The 19,162-nt window shown below is 72.2% G+C and carries 16 protein-coding genes; 8 read left to right on the forward strand and 8 right to left on the reverse strand.

The annotated features are described in order from the left end of the window. Entirely contained in the window at positions 1-888 is an 888-nt protein-coding gene (locus ACIP5O_RS07250; protein ID WP_401289608.1) for an aldo/keto reductase, read from the reverse strand. Next, the gene (locus ACIP5O_RS07255) at positions 885-1,847 is read right to left on the reverse strand and encodes an NAD-dependent epimerase/dehydratase family protein (protein WP_401289610.1); all 963 of its coding nucleotides are present in this window, start codon (positions 1,845-1,847) and stop codon (positions 885-887) included. The genes ACIP5O_RS07250 and ACIP5O_RS07255 overlap by 4 nt, the downstream gene beginning before the upstream one ends. Before the next feature lie 67 nt (positions 1,848-1,914). Between ACIP5O_RS07255 and ACIP5O_RS07260 the strand changes: the two genes are divergently transcribed. From ACIP5O_RS07260 to ACIP5O_RS07275, 4 genes are all read left to right on the forward strand, one after another. Continuing rightward, complete coding sequence (locus ACIP5O_RS07260) at positions 1,915-2,454, forward strand: Lrp/AsnC family transcriptional regulator (RefSeq protein ID WP_401289613.1); 540 nt, start codon at positions 1,915-1,917, stop codon at positions 2,452-2,454. Positions 2,455-2,528: 74 nt separating this feature from the next. Further along, positions 2,529-2,957 (forward strand): MerR family transcriptional regulator, encoded by a 429-nt coding sequence (locus ACIP5O_RS07265; RefSeq protein ID WP_401289616.1) that lies wholly within the window; start codon positions 2,529-2,531, stop codon positions 2,955-2,957. Positions 2,958-2,962: 5 nt separating this feature from the next. Next, on the forward strand, positions 2,963-3,301 hold the full coding sequence (locus ACIP5O_RS07270; protein WP_401289618.1) for a thioredoxin family protein: 339 nt from the start codon (positions 2,963-2,965) through the stop codon (positions 3,299-3,301). Positions 3,302-3,474: 173 nt separating this feature from the next. After that, positions 3,475-5,727, forward strand: a complete 2,253-nt coding sequence (locus ACIP5O_RS07275) for a HelD family protein (RefSeq protein WP_401289621.1) — start codon at positions 3,475-3,477, stop codon at positions 5,725-5,727. A gap of 3 nt (positions 5,728-5,730) precedes the next feature. Here the strand turns inward: ACIP5O_RS07275 and glgB are convergent, their stop codons facing one another. From glgB to ACIP5O_RS07295, 4 genes are all read right to left on the reverse strand, one after another. Further along, positions 5,731-8,061, reverse strand: coding sequence for a 1,4-alpha-glucan branching enzyme (gene glgB / locus ACIP5O_RS07280; protein ID WP_401289623.1), 2,331 nt, complete (start codon positions 8,059-8,061; stop codon positions 5,731-5,733). A gap of 166 nt (positions 8,062-8,227) precedes the next feature. Then, the gene (locus tag ACIP5O_RS07285) at positions 8,228-9,577 is read right to left on the reverse strand and encodes a maltokinase (RefSeq protein ID WP_401289625.1); all 1,350 of its coding nucleotides are present in this window, start codon (positions 9,575-9,577) and stop codon (positions 8,228-8,230) included. Positions 9,578-9,811: 234 nt separating this feature from the next. Then, complete coding sequence (treS, locus tag ACIP5O_RS07290) at positions 9,812-11,506, reverse strand: maltose alpha-D-glucosyltransferase (protein ID WP_401289628.1); 1,695 nt, start codon at positions 11,504-11,506, stop codon at positions 9,812-9,814. Continuing rightward, complete coding sequence (locus ACIP5O_RS07295; protein WP_401289630.1) at positions 11,503-13,488, reverse strand: alpha-1,4-glucan--maltose-1-phosphate maltosyltransferase; 1,986 nt, start codon at positions 13,486-13,488, stop codon at positions 11,503-11,505. Before ACIP5O_RS07295 ends, treS begins: the two co-directional genes overlap by 4 nt. Before the next feature lie 447 nt (positions 13,489-13,935). On the opposite strand from ACIP5O_RS07295, the gene glgP reads away from it, so the two are divergent. Continuing rightward, a complete protein-coding gene (glgP, locus tag ACIP5O_RS07300) occupies positions 13,936-16,500 on the forward strand; it encodes an alpha-glucan family phosphorylase (protein WP_401289632.1) in 2,565 nt (854 codons plus the stop codon). Positions 16,501-16,552: 52 nt separating this feature from the next. Here the strand turns inward: glgP and ACIP5O_RS07305 are convergent, their stop codons facing one another. Beyond that, positions 16,553-16,741, reverse strand: coding sequence for a hypothetical protein (locus ACIP5O_RS07305; protein WP_401289635.1), 189 nt, complete (start codon positions 16,739-16,741; stop codon positions 16,553-16,555). Then, positions 16,738-17,079, reverse strand: a complete 342-nt coding sequence (locus tag ACIP5O_RS07310; protein WP_401289637.1) for an ATP-binding protein — start codon at positions 17,077-17,079, stop codon at positions 16,738-16,740. The genes ACIP5O_RS07305 and ACIP5O_RS07310 overlap by 4 nt, the downstream gene beginning before the upstream one ends. 261 nt (positions 17,080-17,340) lie before the next feature. On the opposite strand from ACIP5O_RS07310, the gene ACIP5O_RS07315 reads away from it, so the two are divergent. The 3 genes from ACIP5O_RS07315 to ACIP5O_RS07325 are packed head-to-tail and all read left to right on the forward strand — an operon-like array spanning position 17,341 to position 19,134. Further along, a complete protein-coding gene (locus ACIP5O_RS07315) occupies positions 17,341-18,099 on the forward strand; it encodes a helix-turn-helix domain-containing protein (protein ID WP_401289639.1) in 759 nt (252 codons plus the stop codon). Continuing rightward, positions 18,017-18,601 (forward strand): hypothetical protein, encoded by a 585-nt coding sequence (locus tag ACIP5O_RS07320; protein ID WP_401289642.1) that lies wholly within the window; start codon positions 18,017-18,019, stop codon positions 18,599-18,601. The genes ACIP5O_RS07315 and ACIP5O_RS07320 overlap by 83 nt, the downstream gene beginning before the upstream one ends. Next, positions 18,586-19,134, forward strand: a complete 549-nt coding sequence (locus tag ACIP5O_RS07325) for a GNAT family N-acetyltransferase (protein ID WP_401289645.1) — start codon at positions 18,586-18,588, stop codon at positions 19,132-19,134. Before ACIP5O_RS07320 ends, ACIP5O_RS07325 begins: the two co-directional genes overlap by 16 nt. Positions 19,135-19,162 lie beyond the last annotated feature (28 nt).

The raw sequence follows: 19,162 nt of genomic DNA on the forward strand, positions 1-19,162 counted from the left end.
TCACCCCCGTACCGCCAGCTCCGCCAAGTCCTCCTCGGCCAGGACGAGTCCGGCCGCGGCCGCCGAGTCCCGGGCCGTCTCCGGGCGGCTCGCCCCCGGGATCGGGAGCACGGTCTCCGAGAGCGAGAGCAGCCAGGCGAGCGCCACCCGCTGCGGGCTGGTCCCGCGCGCCCGGGCCACCCGGTGGAACGCCCCGAACTCCGGGTCCTCCTCCAGCGCGGACGCCCCGTCCAGGGAACTGCGCGAGATCCCGCCCAGCGGGCTCCACGGGAGGAAGGCGAGGCCGAGCTCCGCGCAGAGCCGCAGCTCCGCCCCGCCGTCCCGGACGGCGGGGGAGTACCGGTTCTGCACGGAGACGAGCCGGTCGCCCAGGACCTCCCGGGCCAGCAGGATCTGCCCGGCGTCCACGTTCGAGACCCCGGCGAGCCGGACCGTGCCCGCGTCCAGCAACTCCCGCACCGCGCCGAGCGATTCGGCGTACGGGACGGCCGGGTCCGGCTTGTGGAGCTGGTACAGGCCGATCGCGTCGCCGCCGAGCCGCCGGGCCGAGGCCTCCGCCGCCCGCCGCAGGTGCGCGGGCCGGCCGTCCACGGTCCAGCCGCCGTCGGCCGTCCGCCCCCGCCCGCCCTTCGTCGCCACCAGCACCCCGTCCGTACGACCTCCGTACGAGGCCAGGGCCCGGGCCACGAGGAGTTCGCCCTCACCGGGCCCGCCGCCCGGCGGGTGGTACGAGTCGGCGGTGTCGAGCAGGGTCACGCCCGCGTCCAGGGCCGCGTGCACCGTGGCGACGGCCCGCGCCGGGTCGGGCCGCCCCTCGATGGAGAGCGGCATCGTGCCGAGCCCGACCGCCCCGACCCGTACGTCCCCCAGCGTCCGGAACGACGTCACCGCACCGCCCCGGCGATCCCGACCGCCCGGACCGCCTCGGAGACGGCCCGCGCGAGCCACTCCGAGGAGTGCGTGAAGGAGTAACCGAGCTCTCTGGCCCGGGAGTTGTCCATCCCGTAGGAGCGGCCGAAGGAGAACGGCGAGAAGCACCCGTCGTCTGCCTCCCCGGCCTCCGCCTCCCCGACCCCGCCCTTCCCGACCTCCACCTCCCGGAACACCGTCCGGCCGCCCACCTGCCGCTCGATCTCCGCGCAGAGGTCGGCGGTGTGGAGCGGGCCGTGGGAGTGCGCGTTCACCGGCCCGGTGAAGTCCCCCTCCACCGCCCAGGCGAGGAACGCGGCGATCTCCTCCACGTGCACGTAGGTCGCCGGGCGGTTGACCGCCGGCACCGCGATCGGCTCGCCGTCCCGGACGCGCCGCACGTAGTGGTCGAGCCGGCCGGTGAAGTCGTCGTCCCCGCCGAGGACGTGCGCCACCCGCACCGAGGCCCACGCGAACGGCGCCCCGGCCGCGAACACCGCCTCGGCCTGCCGCTTGCCCTCGCCGTAATGGGCGTCGCGGAACTCCGGGTCGTCCCAGGGCGCGCCCGTGTCGACGACGACCGACGCCAGGTCGAGGGCGGCCTCCGGGAGCGGTACGGGCGAGTCCTCGTCCCCGTACACCTCCACCGTCGACGTCATCACGTAGCGCCGGACGCGCCCCGCGAAGACCCGCAGGGCGACCTCCGCCTGGCGCGGGGTGTAGCAGACCTGGTCGAGGACGACGTCGAAGGAGCGGCCCGCGAGCACGGACGCGAGCGCGGCCTCGTCGTCGCGGTCGGCCACGAGGTGCTCGGCCCCCTGCGAAGGCGCCCCGGAGGAACCCCGGTTGAGCACCGTGACGCGATGCCCGGATTCCCGCAGGAGCGCGATGACCCGCTTGCCGAAATAACGGCTTCCGCCGATGACCAGAACGTCCATGAACTCCCACTCCCTTGCCTCTGTGGACAAGTGTTACGTTGAGCGTTCGCCGCCTGAAGGGGGAAACATGGGCGTCTCGGCCACCACGCCGAAAGAACCACGGCGTTTCCGGTTCGCCGCCGACGAAACCTCGGCGGCCCCTCGTGCGGCTTTCGACCCCGTCGACCGGCAGATCCTGGACCTCCTCCAGACCGACGGCCGGATCAGGCTCAGCGAGCTCGGCCGCCGCGTCCGGCTCAGCCCGGCGGCCGTCACCGAACGGGTCCGCCGCCTGGAGGAGAGCGGCGCGGTCACCGGCTACGGCGCCAGGGTCTCCCCGGCCCGCCTCGGCTACGGCATCCAGGCCTTCATCCGCGTGAACCCGCACGGCGGCTACACCCTCAAGCACCCCCGCACCCTCGAACTGCTCGCCCGTCCCGAGGTCCTGGAGGTCCACCACGTGGTGGGCGAGGACTGCTGGATCCTCAAGGTCGCCGTCACCGACACCGTCCACCTCGAAGACGTCCTGGAGCAGACCTCGGCCCTCGGCCGCACCACGACCTCGATCGTGCTCTCCTCCCCGGTGGAGGGGAAACCACTGCTGCCGCCGGACCGGAAACACCCCTGACGTCTGTTGAGGCCGGCCGGCCCGGAGCACCGCCCCTTGCCTTGACCCCGACGTCAAGGCCTACCGTCGGGGACATGCGCATCGGAGAGCTGGCCGAGCGGGCCGGGACCACCACGCGGACCCTGCGGTACTACGAGTCGCGCGGTCTCCTGACCGCCCGGCGCACGGACCTGGGGCACCGGACGTACGACGAGGACGACCTGCGGCTCCTCCAGCAGATCAGGACCCTTCAGGACTTCGGGTTCGAGCTGGAGGAGACGCGGCCGTTCGTCGACTGCCTGCGCGCGGGGCACCCGGCGGGGGACGCGTGCCCCGCGTCGATCGCCGTCTACCGGCGCAAGGTCGCCGAGCTGGACGGCCTGATCGAACAGCTCCGGGCGGTACGCGCCCAGGTGGGCGCCCAGCTCCTGCGGGCCGAGGCGGAACTGCCGCACGGCCCGGAACCCCGGTGCGAACTGGCCACGGAGAAAGCCGTGGAAGAAGCCACGCAGGAAGAGGAGTGACGGACATGACGACGCACACGACGGGCGTGACCGAGGTGACGGACGCGGACTTCGGCACGGAGGTGCTGGGCTCCGGGCTGCCGGTCCTGGTGAAGTTCACCGCCGAGTGGTGCGGGCCGTGCCGGCAGCTGAAGCCGGTGCTCGGCGCGCTCGCCGAGGAGGAGGCCGGGCGCCTCCGGATCGTCGAGATCGACGTGGACCGCAACCCGGGGACCACGGTGAGGTACGGGGTCCTCGCCACCCCGACCCTCATGGTCTTCCGGGACGGCGAGCCCGTGAAGTCCCTGGTCGGCGCCCGTCCGAAGCGCCGCCTCCTGGAAGAGCTGGAGGACGTGCTGGCCTGAGGAGCGTCCCGCCGGTCAGGGCCGGGACCGGTTTTCCGCGGTGCATACAGAAATACCCCGACTAGAATTGACAGTCGGGGTATCGCATCACGTATATTCGTGGATTCCGTGTCTATGTGAAGCAAAGGCACGGAGAAGTTCACTAAACGCACTGTATCGCGCCGGGAGTCGAATTGTCAACCGAGGAATTTCGGAATGAACAGCGATTCATCACCGATCTCTACACCCGACTCGACGACCTGAGGGACCAGGCCGAGGCCGCCGTCGACCGCGCCCTGCGCACCCCCGGCACCGGCAGCAACCAGGGCCGGCTCGAACGGGACGTGATGGTCGCCGAGCAGTCCGGGCTGCTCGCCGCGCTCAACGCGGGGGAGAGCGGCCTCTGCTTCGGGCGGCTCGTCTTCCGCGACGGCCGCGACCACCACATCGGACGGCTCGGCATCCGCGAGGACGACCCGAACCGCACCCCCCTCGTCGTCGACTGGCGCGCCGAGGTCGCCCGCCCCTTCTACCTCGCCACCGGGTACGAGCCGATGGGCCTCTCCCGCCGCCGCCACATCAGCACCACAGGCCGCACGGTCACCGCCCTCCACGACGAGGTCCTCGACCTCGCCGACGCCACCCGCACCGGCCACGAGAGCCGGGACGCCGACGAGGTGCTGCTCGCCTCGCTCGACGCCGCCCGCACCGGCCGCATGCACGACATCGTGCAGACCATCCAGGCCGAGCAGGACGCCATCATCCGCTCCCCGCACCGCGGCGTCCTCGTCGTCGAGGGCGGCCCCGGCACCGGCAAGACCGCCGTCGCCCTGCACCGCGCCGCGTACCTCCTCTACGCCCACCGCGAGCAGCTCGCCCGCCGGGCCGTCCTCATCGTCGGCCCCAACCCCGCCTTCCTCGGCTACATCGGCAACGTCCTGCCCTCCCTCGGCGAGACCGGCGTCCTCCTCGCCACCCCCGCCGAGCTCTTCCCCGGCGTCCGCGCCACCGGCACCGACACCCCGCGCGCCGCCGCCGTCAAGGGCTCCGCCGCCATGGCCGACGCCCTCGCCGCCGCCGTACGGGACCGCCAGCGGGTCCCCGAGCGCGGCGAGCCGCTGGTCGTCCCCCACGAGGACGGCGACCTGGTCGTCGACTGGGACATGGCCCTGGAGGCCCGCCACAAGGCCCGCGAGACCGCCCTCCCGCACAACCTCGCCCGCCCCTACTTCGTCTTCCGGATCCTCGACGCCCTCGCCGAGCAGCTCGCCGACCGCATCGGCGCCGACCCCTACGGCGGCCCCAACTTCCTCGGCCCCGACGACATCGCCCTGCTCGCCAAGGGCATCGCCGCCAACGCCGAGGTGTACGCCGCCCTCGACACCCTCTGGCCCGCCCTCACCCCGCAGGAGTTCCTCGCCGACTACCTCGCCGACCCCACCCACCTGCCCGACGCCGACGCCGCCGCCATCCGGCGCGAGGGCGGCGCGTGGACCCCCGGCGACGTGCCCCTGCTCGACGAGGCCGCCGAGCTGCTCGGCGAGGACGACTCGGCGGCCCGGGCCGCCCAGGAGGCCGAGCGGCAGAAGCAGATCCAGTACGCGCAGGGGGTCCTCGACGTCTCCTACGCCTCCCGCACCTACGAGTTCGAGGACAAGGAGGAGCAGGACAAGGACGCCTCCGAGGTCCTCTCCGCCCACGACATCATCGACGCCGAGCGGTTCGCCGAGCGGCACGAGGAGGCCGACCACCGCACCGCCGCCGAGCGGGCCGCCGCCGACCGCACCTGGGCCTTCGGGCACATCATCGTCGACGAGGCCCAGGAGCTCTCCGCGATGGCCTGGCGGCTCCTCATGCGCCGCAGCCCCAGCCGCTCCATGACCCTGGTCGGCGACCCCGCCCAGACCGGCGACCCGGCCGGCGTCGGCGCCTGGCAGGACATCCTCGACCCGTACGTGGAGGACCGCTGGGACCTGGTCCGGCTCGGCGTCAACTACCGCACCCCCGCCGAGATCATGGCCGTCGCCGCCGAGGTGCGGCGCGCGGACGACCCCGGCTTCGAGCCGCCCGGCTCGGTCCGCTCCACCGGCGTCGAGCCCTGGGACCGCACGGTCGAGGACCCGGTCAAGGAGGCCGCCGACGCGGTGGCCGCCGAGCGGCGCCCCGACGGACGGCTCGCCGTGATCGCCCCGCCGGAGCTGCACCCCGCCCTGGCCGGCGCCCTCCCGGACGCCGACCGCGGCCCGGCCCCCGACCTCACCCGGCCGGTGGTCCTGCTCGACCCCCGGCAGGCCAAGGGCCTGGAGTTCGACACGGTCCTCGTCGTCGACCCGGACGGCATCCGGGCCGGCGCCCCGCACGGCGTGAACGACCTGTACGTGGCGCTGACCCGGGCCACCCAGCGCCTGGGCGTGATCAGGCCGGCCGGGTCCTCAGCGGCGTCGTGACCTTCAAGCCGGCCTGAGCCACACCGTCGCCAGCGGCGGCAGCGTCATCCGCACGCTGGACGACCGCCCGTGCCACGGCACCGACTCGGTCTTCACCGGGTCGGTGCCGACCACGTCCGAGCCCCCGTACCGGGCCGCGTCCGTGTTCAGCACCTCCGTCCAGGCCGCGAAGGTGTCCGGCACCCCGAGCCGGTAGTCGTGCCGCACCACCGGCGAGAAGTTCGACACGGCGAGCAGCGGCGAGCCGAGCCCGTCGAAGCGCAGGAACGCGAAGACGTTGTCGTCGGCCGCGTCCCCGACCACCCACTCGAACCCCTCGGGCGAGGTGTCCCGCTCCCACAGCGACGGCGACGCCGTGTACACCGTGTTCAGGTCGCGGACCAGGTCCCGCACGCCCCGGTGGTCGGCCGCCGCCCCGTACGCCGGGTCGAGCAGCCACCAGTCCGGCCCCTGGTCCGCCGACCACTCCCCGCCCTGCGCGAACTCCTGGCCCATGTAGAGGAGTTGCTTGCCGGGGTGGGCCCACATGTAGCCCAGGTAGGCGCGGTGGTTGGCCCGCTGCTGCCACCAGTCGCCCGGCATCTTCGACACCAGCGACCGCTTGCCGTGCACCACCTCGTCGTGCGAGATCGGCAGGATGTAGTTCTCGCTGTACGCGTACACCATCGAGAACGTCATCTCGTTGTGGTGGTACTTGCGGTGCACCGGCTCCTTCTGCACGTACTCCAGGGAGTCGTGCATCCAGCCCATGTTCCACTTCATGCCGAAGCCGAGGCCGCCGAAGCCGCCCGGACCCACCTGGTCCGTCGGCCGCGTCACCCCGTCCCAGGCCGTCGACTCCTCCGCGAAGGTCACGATCCCCGGGCAGCGCCGGTACACGGTCGCGTTCATCTCCTGGAGGAACGCCACCGCGTCCGGGTTCTCCCTGCCCCCGAACTCGTTCGGCACCCACTCGCCGTGCTCGCGCGAGTAGTCCAGGTAGAGCATCGAGGCGACCGCGTCCACCCGCAGGCCGTCGATGTGGAACTCCTGGCACCAGTACACGGCGTTGGCGACCAGGAAGTTCCGCACCTCCTTGCGGCCGTAGTCGAACTCCAGGGTCCCCCAGTCCGGGTGGTGCGACCGGCGCGGGTCCTCGTGCTCGTACAGCGGCCGTCCGTCGAACTCCGCGAGCGCCCAGTCGTCCTTCGGGAAGTGCGCCGGGACCCAGTCCATCAGGACCCCGATCCCCGCCCGGTGCAGCGCGTCCACCAGGTACTTGAAGTCGTCCGGGGTGCCCAGGCGGGCCGTCGGCGCGTAGAAGCCCGTCACCTGGTAGCCCCACGAGCCGCCGAAGGGGTGCTCGGCGACCGGCATGAACTCCACGTGCGTGAACCCGAGGTCGCGCACGTACGCGGGCAGCTGCTCGGCCAGCTCGCGGTAGGTGAGCCCAGGACGCCAGGACGCCAGGTGCACCTCGTACACCGACAGCGGGGCCTCGTGCGCCGGGCGGGCGCCCCGCCGCTCCATCCACTCGCCGTCGCTCCACGCGTGGTGCGACTCGGTGACGATCGACGCGGTGTTCGGCGGGCACTCGGTCCGCCGGGCCATCGGGTCCGCCCGCAGCGTGTGCGAGCCGTCGGGCCGGGCGATGTCGTACTTGTAGACCGTGCCCTCGCCGAGGCCGGGCACGAACAGCTCCCACACGCCCGTCGAGCCGAGCGAGCGCATCGGCAGGCCCGTGCCCCAGTACGTGAACGCGCCGGTGAGCCGCACCCCGCGCGCGTTCGGCGCCCAGACCGCGAACCGGGTGCCGGTCACGCCCTCGTGCGTCATGATCCGGGAGCCGAGCGCCTTCCACAGCTCCTCGTGCCGGCCCTCGCCGATCAGGTGCAGGTCGAGGTCACCGAGCGAGGGCAGGAAGCGGTACGGGTCCTGCACCTCCAGCTCCGTACCTTCGGCGCCTTCGTCGTACCGCACCCGCAGCTCGTACGCCGGCACCTTCCGCAGCAGCGGCAGCAGCCCGGAGAAGAGCCCGTCCCCGTCGTCGTGGAGCACGATCCGGCGGCCCTTGACGAGGACGGCGACCTCCCGGGCGAACGGGCGCAGCACCCGCACCACCACTCCGCCGCGCACCGGGTGCGCGCCGAGCACCCCGTGCGGGTCGTGGTGCTCCCCGGCGAGCAGCCGGGCCCGGTCGCCCGGGTCGAGCGGTGGCGCCTTCCGTACGGCGGGCCGCTCCGGCGCCGGCTCCTTCCGCACGGCGAGCAGGTCCGCCGCGGACGCCTTCTTGGCAGTGGCCGACGCGGGCGCCTTCTTGGCTGTGGACGTCTTTCCTGCGGATCGGGCGGTCACGGGGATGCCTCCTGGAGGACGGGAGAGGGGAAGGGGGGATTCGTGGGGAACACGCTTGTGGAACGGGCCGCGGGGACCCCGGGACACTCGGCCGAACGGGGCCGGTGGGGGTTCTCGCGGGTGGGACGGGGCCCGCGGGACGGGCCCGCTGCTCCGAACGGGGTACTCACGGGATCGCCGCCAGCCGTTCGATCGCCGCCATCGGCACCGGCAGCCAGTCCGGCCGGTGCCGGGCCTCGTAGACGACCTCGTACACCGCCTTGTCGGTCTCGTAGGCGCGCAGGAGCGCCGGGTCCGAGCGCGGGTCGGCGCCCGCCGCCTCCGCGTAGCCGGTGCAGAAGGCGTCGCGGCAGCGGGCCGCCCAGTCGGCGTTCCACGGGCGGTGGGTGCGGGCCGCGTAGTCGAAGGAGCGCAGCATCCCGGCGACGTCCCGGACCGTGGGCTGGGGGCTGCGCCGCTCGTCCAGCGGCTTCGCGGGCTCGCCCTCGAAGTCGATCACCGCCCAGGCCCCGTCGGAGCCCCGCAGGGTCTGCCCGAGGTGCAGGTCGCCGTGGATGCGCTGGAGCGCGCCCGCCCCGGCGGCGCCGCTCGCCGCCGCGAAGACGGCCCGCAGCCCCGGCACGTGCGGCAGCAGCGCGGGCACGGCCTGCGCCGCCGCGTGCAGCCGCCGGTCCATCGCGTCGGCGAGCAGCTCGGCCTCGGCCTTCCCGAGCCGCCGCGTCGGCAGCGTCCCGGCGAGCGCCAGGTGCACCTCGGCCGTGGCGCGGCCGAGGGCCCGCGCCTCGCCGGTGAACTCCCGGCCGTCGGCCAGCGCGTCGAGCGCGAGCCGCCAGCCGTCCCGGGAGTCCCGCAGATACGGCTGGAGGACGCCGAGGGTCGCGGCCCCCGACTCGAACCAGGCGACCGGCGCGGGCACCCGGGCGCAGCCGGCCCGGCTGAGTGCCAGCGGCAGTTCCAGGTCGGGGTTGGCGCCGGGGCTGACCCGCCGGAAGATCTTCAGGATGTACGCGTCGCCGTAGACGAGCGAGGAGTTGGACTGCTCGGCGTCGAGCACGCGGGGCGCGAGCGCGGCCGGCAGGGCGGCGGTGGCGTGGAAGCGCAGCGGACCGGTCCGGCCCGGGGTGCGCAGCCGCTCGTAGAGGAGCCCGGCGAGCCGCGGGTCGCGCAGCCCTTCGTAGACGGCCCGCCCGGCGAGCGGCCCCTGCCGGATCCGCCCGATCAGGGCGGGGGCGAGGCGGGGCGGGAGCTGGGTCCTTACGCCCAGGAGCAGTTGGTAGCAGTCGGAGGGCGAACCGGCCGGGCGGCCCGGCTGTTCGACCCGTACGAGCAGATGGAGGAGGCCGGGCCCCGGGCCGTCCAGCGGCAGCAGCTCGGTGGCCGCGTCCAGTGTGAATCCGGTGACCCGGCGGCCCTTGCCCGCGAACCAGCGCTGCCGTGGCAGCCATTCGTGGAGCAGGGGGGCGAGGGACGGAAGGAGGGCGTCCGGGGCCCGGGTGTCGGATGCGGTCTCCGGCATGGCATCGCGTCCTTTCCCCGGGGCGCGCAGTTGGCTTTCGTATACGTTCAAATGCGCAGAGTGTCCCGGATGGAGTCTTGGACTGTCCGGAAGTGCGGGACGTGTCGGAAAGGGAAGATCCGTATGGGCCCGGGAAGAAGGCCCGTATGGACCTGAATCGTGCTGTCGTTCACAGTGCCCCCGGCGGGACGGGCGAAACCGCCCCGCCGCGGACGTGGCCGAACCGTCGCGGTCTCAGCCCTTCTTGAGGCGGAACCAGTAGAACCCGTGTCCCGCGAGGGTCAGGAGGTACGGGAGTTGACCGATGGCAGGGAACTTCACGCCACCGATCAGCTCCATGGGGTGCAGACCCGCGAAGCGCCGCAGGTCCAGCTCGGTCGGCTGCGCGAACCGCGAGAAGTTGTTCACGCACAGCACCAGGTCATCGCCGTCCTCGCGCAGGAACGCGAGCACCGCCGGATTGGACGCCGGGAGTTCCGTGTACGTCCCCGTGCCGAAGGCCCGGTTCTGCTTCCGGATCTCGATCATCCGCTTCGTCCAGTGCAGCAGTGACGAGGGCGAGGCCATGCCCGCCTCGACGTTGGTCACCTGGTAGCCGTGGACCGGGTCCATGATGGCCGGAAGGTAGAGCCTGCCCGGGTCGCAGGAGGAGAAGCCGGCGTTCCGGTCGGGCGTCCACTGCATCGGGGTCCGCACCCCGTCCCGGTCGCCCAGCCAGATGTTGTCGCCCATGCCGATCTCGTCGCCGTAGTACAGCACCGGTGAGCCCGGCAGCGAGAAGAGCAGCGCGGTGAACAGCTCCATCTGGTTGCGGTCGTTGTCCAGGAGCGGGGCGAGCCGACGCCGGATGCCGATGTTGGCCCGCATCCGCGGGTCCTTGGCGTACTCGGCGTACATGTAGTCGCGCTCTTCGTCCGTGACCATTTCGAGCGTCAGCTCGTCGTGGTTGCGCAGGAAGATGCCCCACTGGCAGCCGGACGGGATCGCCGGGGTCTTCGCCAGGATCTCGGAGACCGGGTAGCGGGACTCGCGCCGCACGGCCATGAAGATCCGCGGCATGACCGGGAAGTGGAAGGCCATGTGGCACTCGTCGCCGCCCGACCGGAAGTCGCCGAAGTAGTCGACGACGTCCTCCGGCCACTGGTTGGCCTCGGCGAGCAGCACCGTGTCCGGGTAGTGCTCGTCGATCTCCTTGCGGACCCGCTTCAGGAAGGCATGGGTGGCCGGGAGGTTCTCGCAGTTGGTCCCCTCCTCCTGGTACAGGTACGGCACCGCGTCGAGCCGGAAGCCGTCGATCCCCAGGTCCAGCCAGAACTTCAGCGCGGACAGGATCTCCTTCTGCACCGCCGGGTTCTCGTAGTTGAGGTCCGGCTGGTGCGAGAAGAACCGGTGCCAGTAGTACTGCTTGCGCACCGGGTCGAAGGTCCAGTTGGAGGTCTCCGTGTCGACGAAGATGATCCGGGCGTCCGGGTACTGCTTGTCGTCGTCGGCCCAGACGTAGTAGTCGCCGTACGGCCCGTCCGGATCGCGCCGCGACTCCTGGAACCACATGTGCTGGTCGCTGGTGTGGTTCATGACGAAGTCGATGACCACGCGCATGCCGCGCTGGTGGGCCGCGTCCACGAACTCCACGAAGTCGGCCAGGTCGCCGAACTCCGGGAGCACCGAGGTGTAGTCGGCGACGTCGTAACCTCCGTCGCGCAGCGGGGACTTGAAGAACGGCGGCAGCCAGAGGCAGTCCACGCCCAGCCACTGGAGGTAGTCCAGCTTGGACGTGATGCCCTTCAGGTCGCCGACGCCGTCGCCGTTGCTGTCCTGGAAGGAACGGACCAGGACCTCGTAGAAGACGGCCCGCTTGAACCACTCGGGATCGCGGTCCTTGGCGGGGGTGTCCTCGAACTTGTCGGGGACGGGCTCGTTGACAGTCATGAGGTGGGTGACCCTCCGGTCTGCGGGGACGGTCGCAGGGCCAGCACGTGCGCGGGCGTGACGCCCGGCTCCAGACGTACGTAGTTGGACCTGCCCCAGTGATAGGTCTCGCCGGTGAGCTCGTCGCGCACCGGCGCGGTCTCGTGCCAGTCGAGGCCGAGTTCCGGCATGTTCAACGAGACCGTCGCCTCCTGGGTGTGGTGCGGGTCGAGGTTGACGACCACCAGAACGGTGTTCGAACCGGAGCGCTTGCTGTACGCGATCACCTGCGGGTTGTCCGCCTCGTGGAAGGTCAGGTTCCGCAGCCGGCGCAGGGCCGGATGGCGGCGCCTGATCCGGTTCAGGTTCGTGATCAGCGGGGTGATCGTCCGCCCCGCGCGCTCCGCCGACTCCCAGTCACGGGGCCGCAGTTCGTACTTCTCCGAGTCCAGGTACTCCTCGCCGCCCTCCCGCAGCGGGGCGTTCTCGCACAGCTCGTACCCGGCGTACATGCCCCAGGACGGCGAGAGCGTCGCCGCGAGCACCGCCCGCGCCTCGAACGCGGGCCGGCCGCCCTTCTGGAGGAGGCCGGGCAGGATGTCCGGGGTGTTCACCCAGAAGTTCGGCCGCATCTGCGCGGCCGTCTCCCGGGACAGCTCCGTCAGGTACTCCGTCAGCTCCTCCTTGGTGTTGCGCCAGGTGAAGTACGTGTACGACTGCTGGAAGCCGATCGCGCCCAGGGTCCGCATCATCGCGGGCCGGGTGAACGCCTCCGCCAGGAAGATCACGTCCGGGTCGTCCTTGTTGATCTCCCCGATCGCCCGCTCCCAGAACACCACCGGCTTGGTGTGCGGGTTGTCGACGCGGAAGATCCGGATCCCGTGGTCCATCCAGTGCCGCAGCACCCGCACGGTCTCCGCGACGATCCCGTCCATGTCCCGGTCGAACGCGATGGGATAGATGTCCTGGTACTTCTTCGGCGGGTTCTCCGCGTACGCGATCGAGCCGTCCGGCCGGTGGTGGAACCACTCCGGGTGCTTCTCCACCCACGGGTGGTCCGGCGAGCACTGGAGCGCGAAGTCGAGCGCGATCTCCAGGCGCAGCTCCCGGGCCCGCGCCACGAAGGCGTCGAAGTCCTCGAAGGTGCCCAGGTCGGGGTGGAGCGCGTCGTGCCCGCCCTCCGGCGAACCGATCGCCCACGGCACCCCCACGTCGCTCGGCGACGCCGACAGGGAGTTGTTGGGACCCTTGCGGTGGGTCTCGCCGATCGGGTGCACCGGCGGCAGGTACACCACGTCGAAGCCCATCGCCGCCACCGCCGGCAGCCGCTCGGCGGCCGTGCGGAAGTTCCCCGGGACCGTGCGCCCGTCGACCGTCCGCGCCCCCTCGGAGCGCGGGAAGAACTCGTACCACGAGCCGTACAGGGCCCGCTCCCGCTCCACCTGGAGGGGGAACTTCGGCGAGGAGGTGAGCAGTTCGCGCAGCGGGTGGCGGTCCAGGACCTCCACCACCCGGGGGGCCAGGGCCGCCGCGAGCCGCACGGCGGCGGGGCGGGACGGGTCGCGCAGCGTGTCCGCCACCGCGAGCACGGCCTCCCGGCCGCCGCCCTTCTTCGGGACGCCCTTCGCCGCCCGCTCGTGCAGCTCGGCCCCCTCGGCGAGGACCAGTTCGGAGTCGATCCCGGCCGGGATCTTGATCCTCGCCGCGTGCCGCCAGGTGGCGATCGGGTCGCTCCAGGCCTCCACGGCGTACGTCCAGGAGCCCTCGGCGTCCGGGGTGACCTCGGCCCCCCACCGGTCGGTGCCCGGAGCCAGTTCGCGCATCGGGATCCAGGGGCCGGGACGGCCCGACGGGCCGCGCAGCACGACATTGGCGGCGACCGCGTCGTGTCCCTCGCGGAAGACGGTCGCCGTCACCTCGAAGGTCTCTCCGGCCACCGCCTTCGCGGGGCGCCGGCCGCAGTCGACCAGTGGGCGGACGTCCAGTACGGGAATGCGTCCCATGAGCGGATTCACAGCATCACCTGACGGGTTACGGGGGTGCGGGTGGTGGTGCGCTCTTTCTAGCTCCGCCGACGGCCGGCGGGTCGGGGGCGTGCCCTCTCCCGTCCGCGTTCACCCGGATGGTCGATCAACGGGGGTGAAAGGGGGTCAGGAAGGGGCGCGTGCCGGGCGTTACCGGAGGAGCCTTCCCATGGTGCACCCTCGGGCAATCCGGCGCTTTGTTAACTACCCGGTCGTAGCAAATCGGGCCAGGACTGAAGTCGGACACGAAGCCGTCACCGCCCCTGTGGCATCAGGACGTTGCTCCCGCCCGGCCCGTCACAGGGCTTTCCGTACCCGTCGGTTCCCGTTGCTCCGATCCGGTCGGGGCTACCATCGGAGCGGCACGCCGGACACACAGCGTGGTGCGTCCGCTCCGGTCCGTACTCGCCTGCGAAGGTGGAACACGTGAAGGCAATCCGTCGATTCACCGTGCGTCCCGTCCTCCCCGACACCCTTCGACCCCTCGCCGACCTGGCGCGCAACCTGCGCTGGTCCTGGCACGAGCCCACCCGGGCCCTCTTCGAGTCCCTCGGCACCCCCGGGCCGGGCACCCCGCCCGGCACCGACCCCGTCCGGATCCTCGGCTCCCTCGAAGCCCCCCGGCTCGCCGCGCTCGCCGCCGACCAGGACTTCCTGGCCCGGCTCCGCGCCGCCGCCGAGGACCTCGACGCCTATCTGCACGCCCCCCGCTGGTACCAGGAGCAGTCCGCCGACCTCCCCGCCGCCGTCGCCTACTTCTCGCCCGAGTTCGGCGTCGCCGCGGCCCTGCCCCAGTACTCCGGCGGCCTCGGCATCCTCGCCGGCGACCACCTCAAGGCCGCCAGCGACCTCGGCGTCCCCCTGATCGGCGTCGGGCTGCTCTACCGGCACGGCTACTTCCGCCAGTCCCTCGGCCGGGACGGCTGGCAGCAGGAGCAGTACCCCGTCCTCGACCCCGGCGAGCTGCCCGTCACCCTGCTCCGCGAGCCCGACGGCACCCCCGCCCGCGTCGCCCTCGCCCTGCCCGGCGGCCGCAGCCTGCACGCCCACCTGTGGACCGCCCAGGTCGGCCGCGTCCCGCTGCTCATGCTCGACTCCGACGTCGAGGAGAACGCCCCCGGCGAACGCGGCGTCACCGACCGCCTCTACGGCGGCGGCAGCGAGCACCGGCTCCTCCAGGAGATGCTCCTCGGCATCGGCGGCGTCCGCGCCGTCCGCACGTACACCCGGCTCACCGGCCACCCCGTCCCCGAGGTCTTCCACACCAACGAGGGCCACGCCGGCTTCCTCGGCCTCGAACGCATCCGTGAACTCCAGGGCGAGGGGCTCGACTTCGACAGCGCCCTGGAGACCGTCCGGTCCGGCACCGTCTTCACCACCCACACCCCCGTCCCGGCCGGCATCGACCGCTTCGACCGCGCCCTGGTCGCCCGCCACCTCGGCGAGGACGGCGCCCTGCCCGGCGTCGACACCGCCCGCGTCCTCGCCCTCGGCGACGAGACCCCCCTCGGCGGCGAACCCGGCGTCTTCAACATGGCCGCCATGGGCCTGCGCCTCGCCCAGCGCGCCAACGGCGTCTCCACCCTCCACGGCGCCGTCAGCCGCGCCATGTTCGCCGGACTCTGGCCGGGATTCGACCCCGAAGAAGTGCCCATCACCTCCATCACCAACGGCGTCCACGCCCCCACCTGGGTCGCCCCCGAGGTCGGCCCGCTCGGCCCCGACGCGAGCGACCGCGAGCTGTGGGACCTGCGCCGCACCCTGCGCGAGCGGCTCGTCGCCGACGTGCGGGACCGGCTGCGGGCCTCCTGGCGGCAGCGCGGCGCGGCCGCCGCCGAGCTCGGCTGGACCGACACCGTCCTCGACCCCGACGTCCTCACCATCGGCTTCGCCCGCCGCGTCCCCTCGTACAAGCGGCTCACCCTGATGCTGCGCGACAAGGACCGGCTGCGGTCGCTGCTGCTCCACCCCGAGCGGCCCGTACAGCTCGTCGTCGCCGGCAAGGCCCACCCCGCCGACGACGGCGGCAAGCGGCTCGTGCAGGAACTCGTCCGCTTCGCCGACGACCCCCGGGTCCGGCACCGGATCGTCTTCCTGCCCGACTACGGCATGGCGATGGCCCGCGGCCTCTACCCCGGCTGCGACGTCTGGCTCAACAACCCCCTGCGCCCCCTGGAGGCCTGCGGCACCAGCGGCATGAAGGCCGCCCTCAACGGCTGCCTCAACCTCTCCGTCCTCGACGGCTGGTGGGACGAGTGGTTCGAGCCCGACTTCGGCTGGGCCATCCCCACCGCCGACGGCGCGGCCGCCGCCGACGAGGAGCGCCGCGACGACCTGGAGGCCGCCGCCCTCTACGAGCTGATCGAGCGCCGGGTCGCCCCCCGCTTCTACGACCGGGGCCCCGACGGCGTCCCGTCCGGCTGGACGGCGATGGTCCGGCGCACCCTCGCCGACCTCGGCCCCAAGGTCCTCGCCGACCGCATGGTCCGCGAGTACGTCGAGCGGCTCTACGCCCCCGCCGCCTCCGCCCGCCGGGCGCTCACCCCGGACCGGGCCCGCGAGCTCGCCGCCTGGAAGGCCCGGGTCCGGGAGGCCTGGCCCAGGGTGACCGTCGACCGCGTCGAGATCGGCGACGGCCTCGCGGACGACGTGGCCGACGCGGAGCTGGGCGCCACCCCGGTCGTCCGCGTCCGGGTCGCCCTCGGCACCCTCACCCCCGACGACGTCGAGGTCCAGGCCGTCACCGGCCGGGTCGACGCCGACGACACCCTCACCGCCCCCCGCACGGTCGCCCTCAAGCCGGCGGGCGGCCCCGACCTGGAGGGCCGCCTCCCGTACGCGGGCACCCTGGAACTCGACCGCACCGGCTCCTTCGGCTGCACGGTCCGCGTCCTCCCCACCCACCCCCTCCTCGCCCACCCCTCCGAACCGGGCCTGGCGACCCTGCCGGAGGAGACGACGGGGGAGGGGGCGGGGGTGTTGTTGCGGTAGGGGTGGGGCGGGTTCCCGAACCGTGGTGCCTCGCCCCAAGGCACCACGGTTCTCAGAACCCGCCTCCGGACGGCTCCGTCACGGTGAGCCTGCCGGGGTCCTCGGCCTCCCAGAAGGCACCCCCGCCCGCGACGGGACGCAGGATGTAGACCGAACCCTCCCGGACGTCGGTCACGATGGCCTTCCTGCCGGTGGCCTCGTCGCGTACCTGATCACCCACCCAGGGCTTCCCGTCCTTCACGCCGTTTCCTCCTCCAACTCGGCCCAGACCTGTTTGCCCCACCGGTACGGCTCGGTGCCCCACTGCTCCGTCAGCGCGTCGACCAGCACCAGCCCCCGTCCGCGGAGCTGGTCGCCGTTGGAATCCGTCCGCAGCATCGGAACGGTCTTGGAACGGTCGACCACGCCCACACGGATTCTTTTCGCCGAAGGCCGGGAGACGAGTACCCGGATCGACGGAAGCCGACTGTGATCGACCGCGTTGGAGACCAGTTCGGTCACCACGAGGGTGGCGTCGTCGATCAGCGACTCCAGACCCCAGACGATCAGCGCCGCACGCACCAGCCTGCGAGCGGCCACCGCGCTCTGCGGTTCGCGCGGAAGGGTCTGGGAATACCCGGGGTGCCCTGTGGGGCGAGACGTGGCAGTCACAGTCATCAGGACCTCGATGGGGTGGGTGAACCGCTCGCGGTCTTCCCCGAGCAGCTACGGCCTTGTCTCAGTGAACGACCGTCCCGGCCGTCGCAGGAGGAAAAATCCCGTGGGTCCGGCTCGTGCCCGACCGGAAATTTCTGCACGATCTGCGCCCGTGGACGGAGACCGAGTCACTACCGTGGGCATGTGGAGGGGAACGAGCGCCTCGACAGCGCCATGCAGGAGCGCGGCTTGAAGCAGCACGAGTTGGCCGACGCGGTGAACACCCACCTGATCGACAAGGGACACGAGGGCACAGTCGGCGATCGGACGGTCCGCAACTGGCTGACCGGAAGAACCAGGTGGCCCCATCCCCGACAGCGGGAAGCGCTGGAGGCGGTGTTCGGCCGCACCGCCGAGGAGCTGGGTTTCCGCCCACCGACGAGAAGACGCCCCTCGACACCCCCGGAGGACCCTGTGGACCGCAGGAACTTCCTCACCGGCGCCGGCGGCACGACGGTCGCGGTCGTCGCCCCCTTCTTGGGCGCCCCTCCGCAGGTCGGCACCTCCGACGTCATCCGGCTCCGCAGCGGACTGGACGCGCTGATGGCCCTGGACGACACCAAGGGCGGCCACGAAGGACTGGAGAAGGCCGCGCTGGCCGGAGCCGCTGAAGCTCTGGAGAAGCAGAAGCTCGGTGCCACTCAGCGCATCCGCAGGAGACTCTTCTCCGTGGCCGCCGATTACACGGCCACGGCGGCTTGGAGCGCGCTGGACGCCCATGGAGGGGACCGGGCCCACGCCCTTCTGGGCAGAGCCTTGTATCTGGCCGGAATGGGTCGGGACTCCATCGCGGAGCTTCAGGTCTGGAAATCTGTACGCGATGCTGGCCAACCAGCGCGGGGCGCATGCGGACGCGGTGGACTCGGCGATGGCGGCCCAGGCCACGAGCATCACCAGACGTGACCCGCTCTTCGCCTCCCTGGCCCACGCCCGCGCGGCCGTCGGCCACTCGAACAACGATCGTCAGGCTGCCCTCAGGTCTCTCGGACACGCGCAGGAAGCCCTGAGCAAGGCGGCCTTGGCCGACCCCCGACCGAGCTGGACAGCCTTCTACGGGCCGGCTGAGCTGACAGCCCTGACCGCCGTCGTCCGGAACAGGATCGGGGACTTCGCCGAGGCGGAAGCCGCCTCCCACCGGGCTCTGTCCGCGATCCCGCGGCAGTTCCGCCGGAATCGTGCGATGGCCACGGCACAACTCGCTCTGGCCCAGGTACGCCAAGGCGACGTCGACCAGGCGTGCGCCAGCGCCTCGGCCGCCTTCGAGCTGATGGAGGGGCATCCGATCCCCGGCCGCATGCGGTCGCGCCTCGGGGATTTCTACAGGGACTTGATCACTCTTGCGCCGGATGCGACGGTCGCACAAGAGTGGGGGGACCGCTATCGATCCGAATGGAGCCGATCGTGAAGGCCGTCGAGCCGAACCTCCGGTACTACGCCCACGAAGACCTGCCCCGGATCCGGCAGACGCTCATCGACATCCACGCCGATGCCTACGCGGACGCGATGGACGACGAGTTCAACCAGCGCTTTCCGTGGTTCGTCGACCACTGGGGCAGTGCCTCGGCCTTCTCCTGCGTGATCGCGTACGACGGCGACGAGGCAGTGGGTTTCGCGTACGGAGCCCCGTCCACCAGGTACCGCGAGTGGTGGCGGGAGCATCTCGACCCGGCGCCGGAAAGGGACCGCACCTTCTCCTTCTCCGAGCTGGCGGTCCGGACGAAGTACCGGGGAACCGGAGTCGCCGAGCGGCTCAGTCGGGCACTGCTCGACAGCCGGGACGAGGACCTCGCCGTCCTGCTGGTCGACACGGCGCACCCCCGAGTACAGGCCCTGTACGAATCCTGGGGCTTCCGCAAAGTGGGCGAACGACAGCCCTTCCCGGACTCCCCGGTCTACGCCGTCATGCTGGCCGAACTTCCCTTGGGCACGAAGACCTGACGGTACGGTGGCCGAACCCATCGAGCCT

The organism is Streptomyces sp. NPDC088915 (assembly GCF_044749825.1).
GTDB lineage: Bacteria > Actinomycetota > Actinomycetes > Streptomycetales > Streptomycetaceae > Streptomyces.